Here is a 16573-nt window from a genome sequence, read left to right on the forward strand (position 1 = left end):
CGTGATGGTTAACACACTGCTCAGCGTCCAAGCATAGTTAAGCCTCTGTTGTTCTGCTTTCGTCGTTGTGCCCGATTTGTTGCAGCAATGCCCGGTCCAATTCCAGCAAGGCGCGTTCCACTGCCGAGCAACATTCGGCCACTTTGTCGGGGTGGAAGGTGTCGCGGCAGATTGTTTCGAGTGCCTCGCAACTGTCGATCAATCGAGTGGCCTGGGCGATCCGGGCGGCCCCCTTGATTTTGTGGGCGATGTCGATAAAGGCCTGTGGGTCTGTGGAATCGCAGAGCGCCAGCAATGCCTGGCGGTCCAGACGGTTGCTGTTGAGCAATTCGGTCAGCAGACGCTGGTTCAATACCGGGTTGCCACCGGTCAATTGCTGCAGCCCTTCCAGGTTGAAGGCTGGTGACAGGGCAGTCGGCGCTACGCCTTCCACCCATTGGCTCAATGCGGTCAGGGTCAGGGGCTTGAACAGGCAGTCATCCATCCCGGCCTGCTTGCAGCGTTCTACTTCTTCCGGTTGTGCATTGGCTGTAAAGCCCAGGACTGTGCATGGAGGCTGCTGCGTCTGTTTTTCATGTCGGCGTATGGCGCGGGCCAACTCATATCCATTCATGACCGGCATGTTGCAATCGGCGATCACCAAATCGAACACATCGGCTTTCCATGCCTCGAATCCAGCCTGACCCTCTGCCGCGACGCTGAATCGATGACCCAGGAACTCCAATTGCTGGCACATGAGCAAGCGATTGGCCGCATGATCATCGACCACCAGCACGTTCAACGAGGCTGTGGCGGCGGGGATCTGTGTTTCAGTTTTTTCAACCCGGCATTTATCTGGCAGTGCCGATAGAAGCAGTGAAATCTGTACTTGCGTACCGACGCCTGGCCGACTGCTCAATTGCAGGCTGCCGCCCATCAATTCGCACAGGTTGCGGCTGATCACCAGGCCGAGTCCGGTGCCACCGCGAGCCGTTTGCCCGGCGTTATCGACCTGGGCGAAGGGTTCGAACAGGCGTTGTTGATCCTCTGCGCTTATCCCGGTGCCGGTGTCCTCGACCCGCAACTGCATCTGCACCTGATCGGGCCTGGCCGTCGGACGCAACTCGACGGCAATCCTCACCTGACCCCGCTCGGTAAACTTGATGGCATTGCTGACCAGATTGGACAGCACCTGCTTGAAGCGCAGCGGGTCCAGCAGGACATCGACGGGCGGATCGGCGGGGCTGAAATCCAGTATGAGTTCGAGCGTTTTCTGCCGCGCCAGGCCATCGAAGATCCGCACCACCGACGCGACGATTTCCCGCAGGTCGACGCGTTCCGGGCTCAGGCTCAAGTGCCCGGATTCGATACGTGCGATGTCGAGTATGTCGCCGATCAGTTCCAGCAGATCCTTCGCCGAGTTGTACGCCACATCGATGGCCGGGCGGTCAGGGTGGTTGTGTTCAATTCGCTTGAGCGTCAGTTCGAGCATGCCGATGACCGCATTCATCGGTGTGCGGATCTCATGACTCATGGTGGCTAGAAACGTACTCTTGGCCCGGTTGGCTTCATCGGCACGCTCTTTCGCGCAACGCAGGTCATCGAACAGTTGCCTGCGTTCGCTGATGTCGATCCAGCCTCCGATGATGCCTTGCACTTCACCGCTTGAGTCGCGGTACGGAAGAATCCAGTGATAGATCGTCAATCGGCGGCCGCCGATATGCAGAGGACGGTCGACAATCAACGGCCTGCCCTCGGCTACGACACGCTGGTAGTCAGCCTGAAATTCCCTGGCTTCGAAGGCGTTGCTCAGGGTGCCGTGGATGGCGCTTTTGCCGATGACGTCTTCGCGTCTGGCATTGAACGCTTGCAGGTAACTGTCATTGCAGCTTTGCAGCAAGCCCTGACGATCACGCACATAAATCGGGTGAGGCGTGCCGTTGACCAGCGAGCGCATGAATTCGAATTGATCGTTCAATGCGCGTTCGGCAGCCTTGCGTTGATTGATCTGGCGCCGCATGTAGGCGTTCCAGGCCACGGAGATCAGTAACAAAACGCTGGCACCGATGACGATTTGGTAGAACAGCCGGTGATAGTTGCGCCAGGTGCTTTGCGAGGACGCCGAGTAGCCCCGCCAGCGGCTGTTGATGATGCCCAGCTCCTCCGGCGCAATACTCAGTAGTGCCTTGTTGAGGATGTCATGGAGCTCATCGGCCTCACGATTGGTCGCCAGGGAAAAGGCTGCCTGCTCGGTCCCGATGGTGGTACTGATCTGCAGGATATGTTCGAACAGTCGCGATGAAATGAAGTAGTTGGCAATCACCAGTGAATTCACCGTTCCCTCTACCTGCCCCTCGGCGAGCATTTCCACGGCACTGAAAGTGTCGGGGGTTTCGATGAGCTTTATGTGTGGGAACTCGCTGCGCAGATAAGCCATCAGTGGATGACCTTGGGCGATGGCCAGGCTTTTGCCCTGCAACTGCGTCAGGTTGCCGGGGCTGTCCGCAGCCTTGCGCGTCAGCAGGACATAGGAGTTTTGCAGATAGGGACGGCTGAAATTCAGCAGGGTCTCCCGTTGGGCGCTGGGTAGCAGTGCAGCAATCAGGTCGGCCTCGCCGTTCTGGATCCGCTGGATCATTTCGCTATCGCTGCGGCTGCGCTGGATATCAAAGCGCAAACCGGTGCGCAATCTGATCAGCTCGAGCAGATCGGCGGCAACACCCCGAAAGTTGCCGGCGCTGTCGAAAAATGTCAGCGGCGCGAACGCCTCGTTGACCACCACGCGTACCACCGGATGTTGCGCCAGCCAGCGTTCCTCGTTGTAGCTGAGCTCCAGTTTATGATCGGTGAGCAAGATGTCACTGCCGGCACTCCAGCGTTTGGCGATGTTTTCTCGCTCGCTGGTGGGGATGGCCATGAGCATCGAATTGATGATGCCAAGCAGTTCAGGATTGTTCTGGCGCACCGCGAAGCTGAAACCGTGAGCTTCGTGTTTGCCGAAGTTGGCCATGCGGATGTTGTTCAGATACCCCTTGTTGATCATGTAGTGGGTGGAGATGGTATCGCCGAGAAACACGTCAGCCTGGTCGAACGCGACCGCATTGATTGCATTCTGGTAAGAGGGATAGGACGTGATGATTGCCTTGGGATACAAGGCCTTGACCTCCTCCAGCGGCAAGTAGTGATACACCATGCTCAGACGCATGCCGGCAAGGCCATCGTTCAGGGATCTTGTTTCGCCTTCGCGGGTCACCAGGACCGGTTGATCGACGGCGTACGGCATGGACAGGACGATTTTGGCATTGCGCGCTTCGAAACCGTTGGCACTACCGAGCAGATCGACTTCACCGTTTTCAAGCGCTTCAATGGCGTCCCCACGGGATGCAAAGCGCTGAACCCTGATGGGTAAACCGGTGGACTTGCCGAGGATTCCCGCGTAATCGGCGGTGAAACCTTCATAGTCTTGACCGCTGAGGGTCAGGTCGAAGGGCGGATAATCCGGCGCTGAGGTGCCGAGGATCAGTTCCTGTTTGCTCTTGAGCCATTGCTCTTGTGATGGGGTCAGCTGGATTTCCAGGTGCCCGGCGGTCGAGCGGCTCATCAAGGCGTAATTATCACTGCTCGGTGCCGCGAGCGATGAGGTACTCAGGCCAAGGCCCACGGCCGTCAGTATAAGAAAGTCCTTCAAGCGACTGGGCATCCTCTCTCTCACACCAACGCGTTACGTTTTGCCATTTCGATGAGCTCAACCAGAGATCTGGCCTTGAGTTTTTGCATGAGACGTTTTTTATAAGTACTCACAGTCTTGTTGCTCAGAAACATGCCCTTGGCAATTTCCTTGTTAGTGCGACCTTGTGCAAAAAGTTGCAATACCATCAGTTCCCGGTCGTTGACAGATTTGAACAGTTCCAGTTCGGCGCAACGTACCTCGTCACCGCGCATCGGATTCAGTGCCTCGCTCGGGAAGTAGTTGTAACCCGACAATACTGCCTTGATGGCGCTGACCAGTTCGCTGAGGTCCTCCTGCTTGCAGACATATCCTGAAGCACCGGATTGCATGCAACGAATTCCAAAAAGTGTCGGGCATTGTGCAGTGAGTACCAATGTTTTCAGGGGGGTACTCATTGCGTTGAAACGGGCCAGCACCTCCAGGCCATCCAGTTTGGGAATGCTGATGTCAAGAATGACCAGGTCGGGCATGCATTCGCGAACCATCTGCATGGCATCGACCCCGTTGTCGGTTTCACCGACGACTTTATAGCCTTCGTGTTCAAGCAGCATGCGAACGGCAAGTCGGATGACAGGGTGATCGTCGACAATAAAAACGGAGTTCATAATCAACTGCGGCACAGGTGCGAACAGGCGCTCTAGTACAAGGCTCCTACAGCTGGCCGCTCGATGATGTACCCCGAAAGCTACCCCGGCAGGAGTATCTGAAAATGAGCAGAGCCCGCACCCGAGAAGTCGTTAAAGCCGTCGATACCTTGATGCCGCCGGAAGACGTGATGTACGCCACGGGTATCAGCAGCCGCACATCCCTGGACAAGTACGTCGCCGCTGGCTGGTTTCCGACACCAGTTGAAGTGGGACCACCACGGCGCAACGGCAGCGCCGGCAAAGTCGCCTGGCTGAAAAGCGAGGTAGACGCATGGATTCTTGCGCGAGCAGCAGCCCGAACCGTGGCCAGCCCGCTGGCTGCCTTCGACGGTGCCAGACAACCTGCGTAATCAGATTCAGGCACTGGTGGGGCAGGCAAGAAAAAAGCCCCGATGAGTTGACGCTCGACCAGGGCTTAAGGGGGTATTTCCGATGAGTAATTCTATCACGCCGGGTGAGGATATCCACAGCCTCTTCGCCCAGTACACAGCCAAGCAAGCCACGGTGCCGCCTGCACAGGCACAAGTTCGACAGTCGGTGACAGGCACGGCGACTAGCTCTGCCGTGTCCTTCAAGGTCGATCCGCAGCCACCGGCCAATGAGCCCACCGCATGGGATGCGGATACGTGGCTGACTGCCTTCGACGCGGCCCTGGAGGCGGAAGACAGCGAGGAGCAGGACGCACTTGCCCACCTCGCTATGCAGGCCATGGAAGATGCACAGCAGCGCGGTGACGTCGAATGCGAGCGCTCGATTAGAGCAGCAGCTACTGAGGCCAGGAACGCCCGCGAGGAAGCCCAGCCGTCACCTGTGCCAAACGTCGAGATTCCATTTGGGTCGCAGCCAGTCGCATCACTGCTGTCACCACCCAGCACCACCCAGCAGGTGGTGCCTACCAATCAGGCCACAGCCCCAGCGGTTCAGCCCAAGAGCGGTATCGACCGCGAATCCCGTGAAATCCTGAGGTACATCTCGGAAGACTTCGTGATGCTGGCAAGCGGCTCCAAGTTGATGGCGTACCACGTCGCCACAGGCGATGAAATGGGCAAGGAAGGCTTTAGGCAGTTCATCGCGTCGCACTACGGCAAAGTCGTGATGACCGTGGTCAAGGACGGCAACGAAGTGGAAAAAGAGGCGCCGGCCGGCGACATCTGGTGGGACTGGAACGATCCGATGCGTCGCGTGGTCCGTCGCATCGTCATGGAGCCTACCAGCAAGTCAGCACATCAGGACGCCGACGAAAACCCCGAGGTGTTCAACCGCTGGCACATCCTCAAAGAAACAATGGTCGAGCCGGACGGGCATTCCACCCGCGCCGATATCAAGATCTTTGAAGATCACCTGCTATTCCTCAGCGACAACGATCAAACCGGAGTGCAGCACTTCCTGTGCTGGCTGGCCTGGATGTACCAGTTCCCGGAAAAGAAAAAGCAACCAGTCGCCCCATACTTCAGCTCCCCGCTGGGCGGGGTGGGCAAGTCGATGATCTTCCCGCTGCTGTCTGCCGTGTTCGGTCCGCCACTCTGCGCTGAATTGAGCGGCAAAGATTTGATCAAGTCACAGGGGTTCACCACCCGGCTCGAAGGTCGCCGCCTGGTCTGGGTGAATGAGGTGGAGCGCGACCGAAACGGCGACGTCTCGGGCACACTCAAGGATTGGATCGACGGCACCACCGTGAACTTTGAGAGCAAGGGACGGAACTCGCAGACCCACAAGAACATCATGCACTTCGTCCTGACGGGCAACAAAAAGGACGCCATCGAACTGATGGAGAATGACCGCCGCTATTCGGTGTTGCGATGCACCAGCAAGCCGAACGATCGCGCCTACTACGCCGCCTTCCTTGAGTGGCGGGATGGTCCTGGCCCTGCTGCGCTGGCCAATGTGCTGAAGCATTGGGTGTTCCCGGATGATTGGGACGCATACGGCCCTGCGCCTCAGTCAGCAGCCGCGCGGGAGCTGCAGCAACAATCGGTTGATCCGATGGTGGAGATCCTCAGCCCGATGCTCGACAAAGGGCTGGCACCATTCGACAGGGACATTGGCCGATACGCGAGCATGGCGCGACCTATCGCCGTCGCCTGTGATGGCATCGTACCGGGGCGACTCACTCCAAACAGATACGCCAACGTGATGGAGGCACTGGGCGCTACACGCATTGGCAACCCCAACGCAACTACCGCCAGGTACAAAGCCTGGTGCTGGCGCAGGCCCACCTACTGGGGCAGCAAACGCCCAGACGATTGGGATCAGCACATCGACCACAGCAAAAACCCTGATGACTACTCGAAGACTGAGGTGTCTGATCATGAGTAACGGTAAACCCACCAGCCACACCCAGCGCGTGCTGGCGAACCTCGAGGCTAAGTACCTACGCGGTGAACTTGTGAGGATGTCGCGTGACAACCCGCTGTACAAGGAGGCCAAAGCCACGGGCAATCATATTGTCGATACGGTGTGGATTTCAGAGGCAGAGCAGCACCTCAATCCCGACATCCGTACGACGCTTCTTGAAAAAGCCGAAGAGTGCGCAAGGAACCATCCTGCTGGGGTAACACGCGGGACGGTGTTACACGCATACCAAGACTTGCTCGAATTCGCAGTGAGGCTCACACCCATGGCGCTTGTGTTGACGCTGTACCCCGACGCAAAACCCGCCTTGAAGGTGGTGAAGTGAGCGGCAAGTGGATCGACTGGTACGCCAACGGCATGCAGCTCGCGCTCGTTGTGCTGGTGGTCGGTGGGATCTACGGGTGGGCACAGCAGCAGAGCGCGAAGCAGGACGCTATGTGCGACGTGGCGCTGTCCTACGTGGAAGTCCTCGAGACGCAGGGGGATGCAACCCGGCAAGAAATCCGCAGTGCGCAGAAGGTGGCCGACGACGCCTGCGCCGAACCTGAATTCGAGGGCTAGCGAAACCGAAGAGGTATTCACCATAGCCCGTATCAAATTGCCACCGCGCCTTGTATCGTAAAGCCATAAAATTTCTCATCGTAGGGACATTATGAGCTTTAACAAACTTCAATCGGAATTGCTTGCAGCCCAAACGGAATGGGAGAATTTAGTTGTCCTTCTCAATCGGGGAAAATACGATTTTACACGCCCACATCCAACTCTAAATGACCAGCCACTTGTTGTACTCTCACGCAAAATTCGCTTGGTTTTCGAAACTTTGCTGGGATTGCTTCCCGATAGGGAAGATGACGAAGTTACCCCAATGGTTGTCGGTAGCCATTTCAACGTTATAAAAAACAGTGCCGTGGAGCTTTTGGGGCAAGTTCAAGCAATAATGACGCAATTACAGCCGCACTGGCGCGAGAGTACAACGATCACTAATACCAACGATGACTTTTCAGTGTATTTGACCGACGAAGGCGTTCAGTATACGAGCTTTGACCTTTCTTCACATTTCAAACGAATTGATGAGTTAGCTAATGGCTTACTTTCAATAGTCTCGTCGATACTTCCTCTGTCGGAAGCGAAAGGGATAAGCGACCTTTCTAGACGAGCGGAGGCTATTGGCCTAGCAATTCTCGAAGTAGAGGCGTTTAAAGCACAAGCGCAATCTTCCGCAACTGCTGCACAGGCAAGCTCCGAACGTGCGGCAACCAGCGAGAAGCAAGTAAAAGATATCGAAACCGAAACCGACACCATCGTTACGACGCTAAGAACGCTGCTAACTCAAGCAAACGCTGATGTTGGCAATGTCACTAGCCTTGTAGAGCAAATCAAAACTACCGGCGCGAACGCATCGACCCTGGAGAACTTAATATCAGATTACCAGAGCAAGTTTGACGCCTTCCAGAAGCAACTGGAAGATCGCAATTTGGATTTTAAAAATTTTCAGTTAGAGAAGCTTGAGACAGAGCAAGTACTGAAGGCGAAAGACAAGGAAATCACCCGCCTAACAGAACTGGCAGATTTCATGATCTCAGGTGCGACAACCGCAGGCCTGGCTAAAAGCTTGGAAGATGCCCGTGCCCGTTATGAGACTCGGATGAACACTGCCAGGAGGAGTTTTTACTTCGCGGTCGCGCTGCTGATTCTATCTTCTATTCCACTCGCCGCACAGCTTCTTCCTGGGCTTTTTGGTAGCTGGGTGCTAGGCGTAGATGCTTCAGCATCTAGCAGCCCGTACGCGATTATTGGAAAGATCATGCTGCTATTACCTGCAACATGGTGCACCGCGTTCTTCACCAAATCTTACGCGGACCTGTTTCACTTGGAGCGTGAGTACGCTCATAAAGCTGCACTCGCTATGTCCGTTGATGGCTTTAAGCGTCAAGCTCCAAAGTACGAGGAAGAGATCACGGCCGAAGTGTTCATGGAAATCCGGACAAGCCCAGCCAAAGGTCAACCTGTAGAGGCGGCCTCGCACCCTCTGTATGACGTGCTCAGCAAGGCGATCACCAAAGTGCTCGACAGGAAGCCTGAAGAAAAAGGCAAAGAATGACGCTGAGTCCGGCCTAGTTATTTAGCGGTGTAGCAGAGGGCGCTCTCCATGGGCGCCCTCTCGTCTGTGCTGCACATATTCAATCCTTGCTCTTCCGCACCTTGTCGCTCTTTCCGGGTTCGTTCCTGGGCAATCGGTCCGGGTTGCTCTGCGGGAAATACTCCTGCTGCTTCACCGGTTTCTTGGTCGTATCACAGCGTTTGTCGATCATTTCATTCGTCCTCGGTCACTGTGCCGACTGGCACAGGTTGTATTTGCCCCAGCACAGCAGGCAGCCCCAGCTCTTCACGCAGTAGCGCTCCGAGTTCGGCCACACTGAGCTTTGACTGCGATGCCCACAACGCCGACCGAAACCCACGCAGCAGCGCCCGGTTTCTGCGGCGCTGCTCACCAGTGAATTTGCTGCGTTCGGCTTCCACCTGCAGTCGGCGCAGCAGCACCTCGATTCGCTGTTCCCGTGTCAGGTAGTCGTACATGATCCACCCCCATCAGAACGCCGGCCGCACGGTCGACGAGCGCTTCATGTCGTTCCAGTACTTGTCGAACTCGGCCTCGGACATCTCAGCAATGTCCGAAGCGTGCAGGCTGCTTCGTTCATCGGGCGCGTGCGTGGAGCCGTGGGCGTCACTCAGGCTGGTGTGATGCGGCTTCGGTGCACGGTTGGCAGGCTTGAACCCCAGCTTTTGCGCGGCAGTGTAGACCACCTCGCACGGGTCCAAGTTACGCGCCTGGCAGTTCCGTAAATGCCCTACCAGCTCCGCCTGGTGCGCCAGCTGGATCTCAGCTTCGCTGGCATTGGGGTGCCGCGCCCGCAGCTGCGTGTCAACAATGGCCTGCATGTGCGCGAACGCATCGCTGTAGTCTGGGTGCTGCTGTATGAACCGCTGTTCCACTTCGAGCACCGAGGGTGCCAGCATAGCCATTTCTTGGTGGACCAACGCCTGCAATTGTTCGACCTGATGGATCTGTGGCTGTTGCGCTGGGCCACCTTTCAGGTTTTCAAGCTCCTGCTTGAACTGGGCCTTCACAGCTTCGATATGGCCCTCAGGGTCAGTAGAAAATTCTGGGATGGCCGCCTCCTGCTGAGCCTGCAGTTGTGCCTGCTGCTGGGCCTGCCACTGCGCTTGAAGCTGCTGCAGCTGCAGGGCCTGGGCTCGCAGCGCTTCCTCAGCCTGCTGGCGCTTGGTGCGCTCTTCGTGCAGAGCCGCCAGCGGTACCTTCTGCCCACGGCCAGGCTTCTGTGCCTGCTCGGCTTCACGTTGCTCGGCGGCTTCCCGAGTATCGTCGACGTCGTTGTTGACGGCGATGTCGCGCTCTGCGAGGTGACGCTCCTGCTCCTCGACAGCATCGGCCAGGTCGTTCGGCAGCACATCGTCAGTCGTGGCGTCGTCAGGCACACCGAGCGAGCCGGTCAGCTCCGCTGCGAGGCTTTCACTCAAATCTTCGGTACTCATGCTTTACTCCTTGCGCGGGTTGGTCGTGGGTTGGCGTTCGGCATCGGCACAGGGGCTTGAGCTTTCGCTTCGGCCTTCGCCGGTTTCAGGTCGTAGCGCGATTCGAGGTCGGTTTTACCAGCAGCAGCTTTGGCGGCAGTAGCGTTCGCCTCGACTACCTGGGCCAGTTCACGGGTCAGGCGTTTCACCTCCGCCGCGTGTGTAAGGTCGGCCTTGTATTCCGCCAGTTCTTCGAGAGTCACTACCCGACGGTTGATGTCGCTGCCTGACCAGCCAAACACACGTCCGGCGCGGATCTTGTTGCGCTCGGCCAACTGGATGCGGCGGCAGCCCACCAACATTTCATATTCGGCCTGTGCAGCGTTTTGGCACCGAGTGCTTTCGGGTGGATCTGGCAAGGCGCTCCCGAGCTCGACCAAAGGGGCGCCGAAGGTCACGATATAAGAGCCATCCGCAGCGGTGCTGATGGTGGCGCGCTTCGTGTCGATGCCGAGAAGCCGGCAATCCTCGCGGATGTATTGCAGATCGGGGTTAAGCATTTTCTCGGACCTCGTTGAGTTTGCGGTTGAGAGCTTCCAACTCGGCTGCGCGAATCGCCGCCTTACTCGGCCTGGTCACTTCACGGAGTTTCTTTTCCGCTGACTGAAGCGCACTGCGGGCAGCGGGCAGTTCGGTTTCCAAGAGCCGCTCTATGCGTAGCAGCTCCGTGAGCTTCGCTTGAGCGGTCGCGACTTCGGCGGCAGCATCGGCCGCCAGTTGGTTATGGGTGTTCATCACTCAGCACCTCCCGACAGTGCTCGTTGGCAGCCTTTAGCTCTCGAAGCGCGATCACAAGATGTCGAGCCACCTGCCGCAGCTCATCACCACGCAGCGCGTCAGCTGCTTCTACGAGGCCGCTTACCTTCCCGAGAGCTAGGGTCGCTATCTCTTTCGCCTTCAGTCTTTCCATCGTGGTTCTCATTTCGTACCCCCTGTTGCATTACGTAGTTTGTCGATGGCGCGCCTGTTGCCGGTGGCTACCAGTGGGATGAGCGCAAGACGCACAGCCGTGCGGGCCTTCTTCAACTCGGCATCGAGGAAGTCGCGTTTCTCGTCGTCCCCCAACGCCGCCCAGCCCTTGGACTGCATGGCGCGCTGCATAGACTTGCGCAGCAGCTTCCCGGACAGCTCTTCGAGTTCGTTCAACTGTTCGTCACTGAGGTCGTAGCGCTGCTTCTTGATGGTGAAATGGTCTTGGGCTTTACCCGGCGCCCAACCAAGGCGCCCAACCTCCAGGCGTACCGGATCCGTCGTTTCTTTCGATTGAGCAATCGGCGCAGCGATGGAGAACGGACCACCTGGGTAAGTGCGATTCGGCACTGGCTCGCCGAATTGGTCGAGCTTGGCCGGCAGATCCTGGCGCAGACCGGGTATCCGGTACTTGATGGCATCCAGCACTGAGGTGCTTTGACGGGCATACGGGTCGTTTTCGCTGGCGATGTTGCTGGCCAGGGTGACGGGCTGTGCAAGCGTCCCGGCCATCTGGCGCAGGTACCACTTCCCGTTGCGTTGAGGGTCCTGCAGGAACTCGACCAGATTGGAAACGCCCTGCATGTAGGTCTTGTTGATCGTGTTGTTTACCAGCGATGACAGCGTGGTGGTCGCCAAGTCGGAGGCGTCTTTGTGCTGGTAATCCATCGTGGCTAAGTCGCTCGCCAGCCCCAGCCATTGGCTGAACGGATCGAGGCGACTGTATTCGTGGTAGGTGTCATCGACCTTGATGCTGTATGGGCGCCAGCCTGTCGCCATGAGTGCGGCTTTCTCTTCCTTGTCCTCGGGTCCGGCACCGGTGATGTAACCCGCTTGAGCGAGCGCACCAGCACCGACCATGACGGAGGTACCCCACAAGATCCGGGCAATGGCGCGTTCCTGCTTGGCACCACCGGCCATTATGTCGGCACGCACCGAGGGCATGAAGCCCGCAAGCGGCGTGCGCTTGGCGCCGTACTTGACGATGTTGACGGGCGTACGAATGAACGGAACGATCAGGTTTAGCCAAGGCATCTTGGCCTTGGCGCGCATGATCGTCTGGGTGAAGTCACCCGCCTGACTGTTGAACGTCACTGTCCGGGCGTGTTCGCCAGCGGCCTCTATCATCTTGGCCGTGGGGTTCTGCACAATGGCATCGATGCGCTGGCTGAGTTTCATGCCTGGCGGTAGCGTGCCAAGTTTCTTTTCAGCGACGGCCTGTTGGCGGGCCAGTGTGCGCATTTCCCCGGCATAGCCAAGGCTGGCGAACCAGGCGTCTTCGGCACCGAGGGCGCGGTAAGGGAGGGAGGCGACTCGGTCTGCGGCCCATGCTGCCGTGGGCAGTGCGCCAGGTGGGCGCGGGCTGTTCATGCTGGATGTGTCCGTTTCCTGCTTACCGCCACCCAGCATCGGTGATTCACCAGTGCGGAAAGCATCGCCCGCTGCGCGACCCGCCTGCATGGTGTTCTTCGCCATACCCACCAGCATATCGACAGGCTCTGCAAAAACCGTCTGACCAGAGCCAGGTTTGAAAACGTTTTTCACACCCGACACGCCAGCGGCGATACCGCGCTCGATGATCTCGTTACCGAGGGTCATGGTGTTCGAAGTGATGTTGACCGCATGTGTCCGAACACCACTAAGCAAGGCCGCACGGTAGTAATAACCCAGCAGTCGGGACATTTTGCCTTCAGGCTGGCGGATGAGTTTCGCCGCGTTCGACAGTCCACCGCTCTGCATGGCCTTGCCCAGCGCCAGGGCGGCATTATCGGCACCACCGGCACCGTTGACCGCTTCGAGCACAGCTTGAGCCTGGTTGTAGTCCATCGCCTGACGCTTATACGCAGAGAGCGCACGGCCAGCTTCAGCGCGTGCGCCTGCGAGGTCGGCAAAGGTGCTGCGCAGTTGACCCAAGGACTGAATAAAACTCGCACGGTCGATGTCACTTGCCTGGCCGGTGGCAATGCGTTGCTGTAAGGCCAGCACGTCTTTGAGGTGGTCCTGTACATTCGTGACGGCAGCCACCGTCTGTTCGGCGTTCAGGGCTTCGCCGATCTTGCGATTGAAGACTTTCGCGTCAGTGCCTTGCAGGCCGATCAACTGCGCCAACCGGTCACGTTCAGCGTTGGTCTGTACGCCGCGACGAGCATCCTCGGCATTGAGTTCGACAGGCTCCAACAGCTTGAGCGTGGTGTTGCGTTGTTCGCCCTGTACGCCAAGCCGGTCGAGCAATGGACTGATGTCTTGGCTACCGGCAAACGGCGTTGGCGTAGGGGTGGTGGGCGCCTGTGGGGCGGCTGGCGCGGGGCTGGGCACAGTGGCGGGCGCCGGCATGGCTTGCTGTTGCTGCGCAGGTTGCTGCATTGGTTCTGGCTGCGGGGTGACGTCGCGTCGCTCTGGAGCGCGGCCAAGGGCGCCGGCCAGCACCGATCCAGTCAGGCCATTGACCAATGCGTCCTGCACATTGAATGGCTGCTGCATGGTTTCCGGCAGAGCCATGTTACGCAGCTGCCGCGTACCTTCACCTGTAAGCGCGCCGATGGGTGCGCCGGATATCAGGCGAGTCGCCAGATTGCCGGGTAAAGCTGCGGGTAACAGGCCCATGCCAACATTGGCCGCCCCAGTTACAGCAGCGGCCTTCAATGCGTCGGGCAGATCACCGGTTTCAGCGTACACGTCATGACCGGTGTTGACTGAATCAACGGTCGCCGGGATGGCCATAGCGCGCGTAGCCTGACCGACGTCGCCAAGCACACGGGGCAGCGCTCCAGTAGCGACTGCATCGGCCATCGCTGGGGCGCGTGACAGCCCGCCCGTCGCAGCCATTGCCGCCAGATTGCCGCCGAAACCACCGGTAGCATTCATGATTTTGTTCGGCAGTGAATCGTTCTCTTTGGGCGCCAACGAATCAGCACGCGCCTGCAACTGTGCAAGCTTGTCGTTCAGGTATTCCTGCGCGATGTGGGTCGGCTGGTCGGTGAACTGTGATCGTGTCCAATCGAACGTCTGCGCTGCGGGAATGCCGACCATTCTGCCCAAGGCGAGCCCCATGTTATCCACGGAACGCGCTGCGCCGTAGTACAGTTGCATCGGGTCAATGTCGCTTTGCGCCTGCTGTGCAGGTTGGGCAGCCATTAACGCACCAGCCATACCACCGGCTTTCGGTGCTGGCGCTTCGTCTGGCAGATCGTCGAAGGACAGGCCACCGGATTGCGGCGCGGCCTGGGCTTTCGGCACAGGCGCTGACGCTTCGTCTGGCAGATCGTCGAAGGACAGGGCCATGATCAGATCCCCGCCGCCTGGATCTGCGCAGGTGTGTAACCGGCCTGGGTGAGCCGAGCAACCACGGCTTGCCGCGACTTACCTGCAGCGATCGCGCTTTTCGCAGCGGCCAGATCACCCGTAGGTGCAGCAGGCGGGCTGGCGGGTTTGCGGGCCATCGGGTTGCTTCCGGCGTAGGTGAGCAATTCAGCGCCCTGACGCGGTGGCGGCGTCATCGAGGCGTTCGAGCCTGGCAGACCTGGCACGGCGGGACCGGCACCGACGTTGTCGTCGGGCATGACTTCGCCAATCAGCGCCTGCATTGGATCTGCCTTGCCGGGCGCGAACTGACGATAAGGTTTGCCGTAGGGTTTGTAGCTGTTGGTGGCCGGGTCGAAGATGTGCTTCTGCAGCATGCCGTTTTCGAGCGGTTCCTCGAGCACCTGACGCGGGGTCGGGACTTTCGGCCCAGGTGGTTGTCCACCACCGCCACCGGCACCGATCCGGGCTTGGGTCTGGGCGAAGTGCGCTTGTTGCTGCTGCAATTGCGCAGCCCTGTGAGCCTGCAGCGCCTCGTTGCTGTTGGCCTTGAGGATGGTGTCCGGGTCAATCCCAGCCTGCGCCAGGTATTTCGCCATCGGCCCCAGCTGTGCCTGTAGAGCAGGATCTTGGAACGCGACCTGTTGACGCTGGGCTTGCTCTTGCTTGGCCTGGGCTTGTTGGAGGGCCATCTGTTGCTGTTGCTGTTGCACGGCGATCATCTGTTCGCGGTACTGCTGCAGAGCTTGCGCGCGTTGCATCTCGGACATACCCGCGAGTGCCTGGCCCATACGAGCACCGCCGCTGGGATTGCCGGCCTGTGGACCAGAGTTCGCAAGCAACTGGGTGCCGAGCTGACCGAGCGGCGTATTCAGCCCACCGATCCCTTGGTTAAGCATTTCCATAATCGTGGCCATGAGTTTTTCCCCCAATCGGGCAAACGCCCGGTCTCTAATGCACAGTTGGTTTGTCCGGCGCTGCCGGTGTCAGTGACGCGATAGCACGGTCGTACTGCGCTGTGGATGGGTCAGCGTCCGGGGCGGCGTGACAAGCGGGCCGCACGGCCGGGTGGTACTTACCCGCATCTATCGCTGCGAACTCAGCAGCGAGGAACTGCTCGGCGCCCGCGAGTGGCGTGTCGGTGGCTTCCGGGTGCTGGGCGAACATTTCGGTCAGGGTCATGGCTGCGTTTCCTGTGGCGTGGTTCGGGTGTGGGTTCGGGCCTGGCGGCGAGCACTGCGACGCTTGCCGAGGTCTGTCTGCTCTTGCCGGATCAGCGCTTCCACCTGGGTGCGCAGCTCGGGCGTCAGAAGGCTGTGGTCGCGGGGCACTACTTCGAGCACACCGTCGATCTCGAGCATGCTGTGGGCATCAAGAAAGCGGGCCATCGGCGATTTCCTCTTGCGGTAGACGGCAGGCGCAAGGCTCAACCGAAGTCGCGCCTCGACATCACTGAGGAACCCGGTACGACTCAAGATGAATTCTGCGAGCTGCTGCAGCTGGTAGCACAGCTGTGGGCGACCCTGGTTGCCGTCGTGGATCGGCAGAGTCGTGGGGAGTTCATGGCGGTGTTCACTGAAGAACGTCCGGTCGAGTCCGGCCAGGTCGGCCAATTGCGACAGGGTGACGACTTCGGTTTGTGATGGCGCTTGCGGCTTGTCCACTTTCACCTACCCCCCGGCCGGTGATTTTCTGGTACGTGCCATTATAAGAACTATTATTCCATTTAGATATTGGCCAAAATGAATTTATTGTGGTATGGGCGAGCAATCCGACAGGCGGCTGGTAAAGCTGTGCTTAGCGCTTAGCTGTTTAATTCGGCGGACCCTAAACTAGCGACGTAAGCCTCTAATAAATTTATAAATTTTTAACGGGGGAAATTAAGGGCATAGGGGTTTGGGTTAAACCTCTATCACTCTTGCGCAGGCCCCGCACATGGCACAGCGGGCTGCGGTCTTAGAATTTTTTAAAAATTCTGCGGCTTTACACTGCTGAATATGTG

17 protein-coding genes are annotated in these 16573 nt (G+C 58.5%); 5 read left to right on the forward strand and 12 right to left on the reverse strand.

The window, feature by feature from the left end; genetic code table 11:
* Positions 1-37 precede the first annotated feature (37 nt).
* Together FFS64_RS19675 and FFS64_RS19680 are read right to left on the reverse strand one after the other, a co-directional pair.
* Entirely contained in the window at positions 38-3679 is a 3642-nt protein-coding gene (locus FFS64_RS19675; protein ID WP_137806785.1) for a transporter substrate-binding domain-containing protein, read from the reverse strand.
* 8 nt (positions 3680-3687) lie between these two features.
* Positions 3688-4314, reverse strand: coding sequence for a response regulator transcription factor (locus FFS64_RS19680; protein ID WP_137806786.1), 627 nt, complete (start codon positions 4312-4314; stop codon positions 3688-3690).
* A 104-nt stretch (positions 4315-4418) separates the two neighbouring features.
* On the opposite strand from FFS64_RS19680, the gene FFS64_RS19685 reads away from it, so the two are divergent.
* The 5 genes from FFS64_RS19685 to FFS64_RS19705 all read left to right on the forward strand — a co-directional run bounded on the left by FFS64_RS19685 (position 4419) and on the right by FFS64_RS19705 (position 8809).
* Positions 4419-4706: an AlpA family transcriptional regulator gene (locus FFS64_RS19685; RefSeq protein ID WP_218571090.1), complete on the forward strand. Its 288-nt coding sequence runs from the start codon at positions 4419-4421 to the stop codon at positions 4704-4706.
* A 214-nt stretch (positions 4707-4920) separates the two neighbouring features.
* Positions 4921-6672 (forward strand): primase-helicase family protein, encoded by a 1752-nt coding sequence (locus FFS64_RS19690; RefSeq protein WP_137806787.1) that lies wholly within the window; start codon positions 4921-4923, stop codon positions 6670-6672.
* Entirely contained in the window at positions 6665-7033 is a 369-nt protein-coding gene (locus FFS64_RS19695) for a hypothetical protein (protein ID WP_137806788.1), read from the forward strand. Before FFS64_RS19690 ends, FFS64_RS19695 begins: the two co-directional genes overlap by 8 nt.
* On the forward strand, positions 7030-7269 hold the full coding sequence (locus tag FFS64_RS19700) for a hypothetical protein (protein ID WP_137806789.1): 240 nt from the start codon (positions 7030-7032) through the stop codon (positions 7267-7269). Before FFS64_RS19695 ends, FFS64_RS19700 begins: the two co-directional genes overlap by 4 nt.
* Positions 7270-7360: 91 nt before the next feature.
* Entirely contained in the window at positions 7361-8809 is a 1449-nt protein-coding gene (locus FFS64_RS19705) for a hypothetical protein (protein WP_137806790.1), read from the forward strand.
* Positions 8810-8888: 79 nt separating this feature from the next.
* Here FFS64_RS19705 and FFS64_RS31745 read toward each other — a convergent pair whose 3' ends face one another.
* The 10 genes from FFS64_RS31745 to FFS64_RS19745 are packed head-to-tail and all read right to left on the reverse strand — an operon-like array spanning position 8889 to position 16241.
* Positions 8889-9020 carry a hypothetical protein gene (locus tag FFS64_RS31745; protein WP_256660493.1) on the reverse strand — a complete coding sequence of 44 codons (132 nt, stop codon included), beginning with the start codon at positions 9018-9020 and terminating at the stop codon, positions 8889-8891.
* A 1-nt stretch (position 9021) separates the two neighbouring features.
* Entirely contained in the window at positions 9022-9285 is a 264-nt protein-coding gene (locus tag FFS64_RS19710; protein WP_137806791.1) for a hypothetical protein, read from the reverse strand.
* A gap of 12 nt (positions 9286-9297) precedes the next feature.
* Positions 9298-10263: a hypothetical protein gene (locus FFS64_RS19715; RefSeq protein WP_137806792.1), complete on the reverse strand. Its 966-nt coding sequence runs from the start codon at positions 10261-10263 to the stop codon at positions 9298-9300.
* Positions 10260-10802 carry a hypothetical protein gene (locus tag FFS64_RS19720; protein WP_137806793.1) on the reverse strand — a complete coding sequence of 181 codons (543 nt, stop codon included), beginning with the start codon at positions 10800-10802 and terminating at the stop codon, positions 10260-10262. The genes FFS64_RS19715 and FFS64_RS19720 overlap by 4 nt, the downstream gene beginning before the upstream one ends.
* Positions 10795-11037, reverse strand: a complete 243-nt coding sequence (locus FFS64_RS19725) for a hypothetical protein (protein WP_137806794.1) — start codon at positions 11035-11037, stop codon at positions 10795-10797. The genes FFS64_RS19720 and FFS64_RS19725 overlap by 8 nt, the downstream gene beginning before the upstream one ends.
* A complete protein-coding gene (locus FFS64_RS31445) occupies positions 11024-11212 on the reverse strand; it encodes a hypothetical protein (protein WP_218571091.1) in 189 nt (62 codons plus the stop codon). The genes FFS64_RS19725 and FFS64_RS31445 overlap by 14 nt, the downstream gene beginning before the upstream one ends.
* 8 nt (positions 11213-11220) lie before the next feature.
* Positions 11221-14553: a hypothetical protein gene (locus tag FFS64_RS19730; RefSeq protein WP_137806795.1), complete on the reverse strand. Its 3333-nt coding sequence runs from the start codon at positions 14551-14553 to the stop codon at positions 11221-11223.
* A gap of 2 nt (positions 14554-14555) precedes the next feature.
* A complete protein-coding gene (locus FFS64_RS19735; RefSeq protein ID WP_137806796.1) occupies positions 14556-15488 on the reverse strand; it encodes a hypothetical protein in 933 nt (310 codons plus the stop codon).
* Between the two features lie 34 nt (positions 15489-15522).
* On the reverse strand, positions 15523-15753 hold the full coding sequence (locus FFS64_RS19740) for a hypothetical protein (RefSeq protein WP_137806797.1): 231 nt from the start codon (positions 15751-15753) through the stop codon (positions 15523-15525).
* Positions 15750-16241, reverse strand: coding sequence for a hypothetical protein (locus FFS64_RS19745; RefSeq protein ID WP_137806798.1), 492 nt, complete (start codon positions 16239-16241; stop codon positions 15750-15752). The genes FFS64_RS19740 and FFS64_RS19745 overlap by 4 nt, the downstream gene beginning before the upstream one ends.
* Positions 16242-16573 lie beyond the last annotated feature (332 nt).

It is taken from the genome of Pseudomonas sp. G(2018), from assembly GCF_005502415.1.
Classification (GTDB): Bacteria; Pseudomonadota; Gammaproteobacteria; order Pseudomonadales; family Pseudomonadaceae; genus Aquipseudomonas.